At 67.6% G+C, this 4,670-nt stretch carries 4 protein-coding genes and 1 pseudogene; all 5 read left to right on the top strand.

Annotated features, from left to right (window positions below):
* A partial coding sequence (locus WAZ62_RS09820) for a phosphotransferase family protein (protein WP_422643341.1) occupies positions 1 to 632 on the top strand: 632 nt, incomplete at its 5' end.
* 2 nt (positions 633 to 634) lie between these two features.
* Positions 635 to 3,076, top strand: coding sequence for a GcvT family protein (locus WAZ62_RS09815; RefSeq protein WP_422643340.1), 2,442 nt, complete (start codon positions 635 to 637; stop codon positions 3,074 to 3,076).
* A 123-nt stretch (positions 3,077 to 3,199) separates the two neighbouring features.
* On the top strand, positions 3,200 to 3,862 hold the full coding sequence (locus WAZ62_RS09810; protein WP_422643339.1) for a peroxiredoxin-like family protein: 663 nt from the start codon (positions 3,200 to 3,202) through the stop codon (positions 3,860 to 3,862).
* Positions 3,863 to 3,878: 16 nt separating this feature from the next.
* Positions 3,879 to 4,280 (top strand): thioredoxin domain-containing protein, encoded by a 402-nt coding sequence (locus tag WAZ62_RS09805; RefSeq protein WP_422643338.1) that lies wholly within the window; start codon positions 3,879 to 3,881, stop codon positions 4,278 to 4,280.
* 11 nt (positions 4,281 to 4,291) lie between these two features.
* Positions 4,292 to 4,670, top strand: a pseudogene (locus tag WAZ62_RS09800) (hypothetical protein); the annotation flags it as partial.

The following is a 4,670-nucleotide window of genomic DNA, read 5'->3' as shown; positions in this document are numbered from 1 at the left end:
GCCTCCTCGTCCTCGACTATATCGAGGGCACCACCCTGAGCGCCGCCGCCATTCGCAAGCGGCGGGACGATTGCACGGCCCTGATCGCCCGGACCCACCGTGACATCGCCGGCCACCTGCGTGGGCCCCTCCTGTCGTTCAATGTCTTCCACGTCCTGAGCGACTATGCGCATACGTTGCGCGACGGCGACCACCGCCTGCTGGACCGCCTGCCCGAATTCGCCGACAAGGCCCGCCGGCTGGAGCGGGCGGCCGGCGCCATCGACCTCGTCTTTGGTCACAACGACCTGCTCGCCGCCAACTTCATCGACGATGGCAAGCGCCTGTGGCTGCTGGACTGGGATTACGCCGGTTTCAATTCGCCGCTGTTCGACCTTGGTGGCCTGTCGTCCAACAATGGTTTCGATGCCACGGACGAGGACGCGATGCTGGGCCAGTATTTCGGGCGCCCCCCGGACGATGCCCTGCGCCGCCGCTTCAAGGCGGTGCAATGCGCCTCCCTGCTGCGCGAGGCGATGTGGAGCATGGTCTCGGAACTCCATTCCGATCTCGAATTCGACTATATCGCCTACACGGGCGAGAACCTGGCGCGTTTCGAAGCCGCCTGGACCCTTTTCCTCGACATGGAATGATCATGAGCGATCTGCCTGCAAGCGCCAAAGTCATCGTCGTCGGCGGTGGCATCGTCGGCTGTTCCACGGCCTATCATCTGGCGAAGCGGGGCATCGAGACCCTGCTGGTCGAGCGCCACCAGCTCACCGCCGGCTCGACCTGGCACGCGGCCGGTCTCGTCGGCCAGCTGCGCACCTCGGCCAATATCACGAAGCTGCTGGGCTATTCTGTCGAGCTTTACCGCAAGCTCGAAGCCGAGACCGGCCAGGCCACCGGCTGGAAGATGAACGGGGGCCTGCGCCTCGCCTGCAACGAGGATCGCTGGATCGAGGTGAAACGCCAGGCGACCACGGCACGCAGCTTCGGCCTCGAGATGCATCTCCTCAGCCCCGGGGAAGCCCGGGACCTCTGGCCGCTGATGGCGATCGACGATCTGGTCGGCGCGGCTTTTCTTCCGACAGACGGTCAGGCCAGCCCGTCCGACATCACCCAGGCCCTCGCCAAGGGCGCGCGCATGGCCGGCGCGAAGATGGCCGAGACTGTCTCGGTCTCCGATTTCGTAATCGAGAACGGAAGGGTGCGCGGCATCGTCACCGACAGGGGCGTGGTGCGGGCCGAGAAGGTCGTGCTGTGCGGCGGGCTGTGGACACGGGTGCTGGCGGCCAAGGCCGGGGTCAATGTCCCGCTCTATCCCATCCGGCACCAGTACATCATGACCGAAGCCATCCCCGGGGTTACCTCCTCCCTGCCCACGCTGCGCGACCCCGACCGCCTGACCTATTGCAAGGAAGAGGTCGGCGGCCTGGTCATGGGCGGTTACGAGCCGAACCCCATTCCCTGGAGCGGGCAGAGCGCGCCGGAGGATTTCGCCTTCCGCCTGCTCGACGATGACTTCGATCATTTCGAGCCGATCATGGAACTCGCCCTCGGCCGGGTGCCGGCGCTGGCCGAGACCGGGGTCAAGCAGATGATCAACGGCCTCGAGAGTTTCACCCCGGACGGCAACTGGATGATCGGGGAGGCGCCGGAGGCGCCCGGCCTCTTCATCGGCGCGGGCTTCAATGCCTTCGGCATCGCCTCGGCTGGCGGCGCCGGCATGGCGCTGGCCGAATGGGTCGCGGACGGGGAGCCGCCCTATGACCTGTGGCCGGTGGACATCCGGCGCTTCGGCAAGAACCACTTGGATACCGGCTTCGTGCGTGACCGCACGCTGGAAGCCTATGCCCGTCACTACACGATCGCCTGGCCGGCGGAGGAGTTCAATTCCTGCCGGCCCCTGCGCCGCTCGCCGCTCTACGACCGGCTGAAAGCCAAGGGCGCCTGTTTCGGCGAGAAACTGGGCTTCGAGCGGCCGAACTGGTTCGCCGCCGAAGGCGAGACCCCGGTCGATCGCTATTCCTTCACGAAGCCCGGCTGGTTCGAGGCGGTAGGGCGCGAGCACAAGGCCTGCCGCGAGGCCGCCGTCGTCTTCGACCAGACCAGTTTCGCCAAGGCCTATGTCATCGGCAAGGATGCGGAACAGGCGCTTGGCTGGATCTGCGCCAATGATGTCGCCAAGCCGCCGGGCAAGGTGATCTATACCCAGATGCTGAACGCCAGGGGCGGGATCGAGACCGACCTGACCCTGACCCGGCTGGCCCAGGATCGTTACTACATCGTCATCGGCACCGGCTTCGCCACCCATGACATGGACTGGATCCGGCGGAATATCCCACAGGGGCTGGATGCCCATCTGGTCGATGTCACCTCCGGCTTCTCGGCCCTGTCCCTCATGGGACCGAAGAGCCGGGACATTCTGGCGAGGCTGACCGACGCCGACGTCTCCAACGAAGCCCTCCCCTTCGGCACGGCGAAGCAGATCCAGATCGGCGGCGCCCCCGTCCTCGCCATCCGCATCACCTATGTCGGCGAATTGGGCTGGGAGCTTCATGTCCCGACCGAATTCGCGGCAAAGCTCTACGATGCCCTGTTCGAGGCCGGCGCGGGGCTCGGCCTGGCCGACGCCGGCTACCGCGCCATCGAGAGCCTGCGGCTGGAAAAGGGCTATCGCGCCTGGGGCTCCGACATCGGGCCGGATCACAATCCCTATCAGGCGGGCCTCGGCTTCACCGTGAAGCTGAAATCCGGCATCCCCTTCCTTGGCCGCGATGCCCTGGTCGCGGCCAAGGCGAAGCCCCTGCCCCGGCTGATGGCGGGCTTCACCGTCGACGATCCGGGTGCCGTGCTGCTGGGCCGCGAGACCATTTATCGGAACGGCGAGCGGGTCGGCTGGCTGTCGTCCGGCGGCTTCGGCTACACGGTGGGGAAGGCCATCGGTTACGGCTATGTCCGGCGGGAGGCAGGTGTCGACGCCGATTTCGTGCTGTCGGGCAGCTACGAGCTCGAAATCGCCACCGAACGCTTCCCGGCGACAGTCTCGCTGCACCCCTTCCACGATCCGAAGGGCGAACGCATCCGCGCCTGATCCCTTGGGCGGGGGCGATCACGCTTCCCGCCCTCGTCAGACCTCCCATGCCCTGCCGGCATGAAACCTTCGGGTTCCGCCGGCGAACCCCGATGTGAGACCGCGTTATCGGTCGACACGGGCATGGAGGCGACTTTGGCCGGAGAGCTGGAACAGCAACTCGAACATCTCACCCGCGATTTCGCGGCGCAGGCCCCCGGCGATGTCATCGCCCTGATGGCCGATGCCCTGGCGGCGCTGGCCGACAGCGGCATCGCCGGCAAGGCCCTGACCATCGGCGACGCGATGCCGCATTTCACCCTGCCGGACGCCACCGGCCGGACGCTCGACAGCCGCGCCCTGCTGGACAAAGGGCCCCTGATCGTCACCTTCTATCGCGGCGAATGGTGCCCTTACTGCAACCTGCAACTGGCGGCGTTGCAGCGGCATCTGCCCGCCATCGCGGAGCATGGCGCGACCCTTGTCGCCATCGCCCCCACCCTGCCCGACGGCTCCATGAACATGCGGCAGAAGCTGAATCTGGCGTTCCTCGTGCTTTCCGACGTCGGCAACGTGGTCGCGCGCCAGTTCGGCCTCGTCTATGCGCTGGATAACCGCCTGCGGCCGATCTATGCCGCCTTCGGCGTCGACCTGCCCGCGCGCAATGGCGACGACAGCTGGGAATTGCCGCTCGCCGCCACCTATGTCGTCTCGCGGGACGGCATCATCACCCATAGCTTCCTGACCGCCGACTACCGCCGCCGGCTCGAGCCCGCCTTGCTGCTGCGCTGGCTGGGCGATCTCTGACCCTAAGGATAATCCGATGAACCGACGCCAGGTGCTGGCCGCCATTCTGGCCGTGCCCGCTTTCGCCGCCCTCGCCGGCCCCGCCTGGTCCGGCAGCCGCCTGCCCTTCGATGCCGCCGCCTTCTCCGAGGCGCAAGCCATCGGCGCCCCCATCCTGATCGACATCGCCGCCGACTGGTGCCCGACCTGCCGGGCGCAGAAGCCGATCATCGACAGTCTCCTGGCGGCCCCCGGCAACGAGACCCTGCTGGTGTTCGAGGTCGATTTCGACCGGCAGGCCGATGTCGTCCGCGCCTTCGGTGCCCGCAGCCAGAGCACGCTGATCGCCTATCGCGGCAAGGTCGAGACCGGCCGTTCCATCGGCGACACGCGCCCCAACTCCATCGCCGCGCTGATCCAAAGCGCCGTCGCACCCTGAGGCGGAGCGCAATGTTCGGTCACGAAGCCCTGGCCTTTCTGGCCGGCGTCCTGTCGATCCTGTCGCCCTGCGTGCTGCCGCTGCTGCCCATCGTGCTGGGCGCCGCCGGCGCACGGCACCCGCTGGGCCCGCTCGGCCTTGCCGCCGGCCTTGCCCTGTCCTTCGGCACCATCGGGCTTTTCATCGCGACGATCGGTTATGGCCTCGGCTTCGATGGCGCCGTGGTTCGCCGCGCGGGCGCCGTCCTGCTGCTGGGCGCGGGCGTGCTGCTGCTGGTCCCGGCCCTGCAGGACCGTCTGAGCACCTTCGCCGGCCCGGTCGGCGACTGGGCCGGTCAGCGGCTGAACCAGCTCCAGCCCGGCGGCCCCATCGGCCAGTTCGGCCTCGGCC

The sequence above is a fragment of the Zavarzinia sp. genome (genome assembly GCF_049306435.1).
Lineage (GTDB): Bacteria > Pseudomonadota > Alphaproteobacteria > Zavarziniales > Zavarziniaceae > Zavarzinia.
Note: the sequence above shows the minus strand (reverse complement) of the source record. Positions and strands in the feature narration are given on the sequence as shown.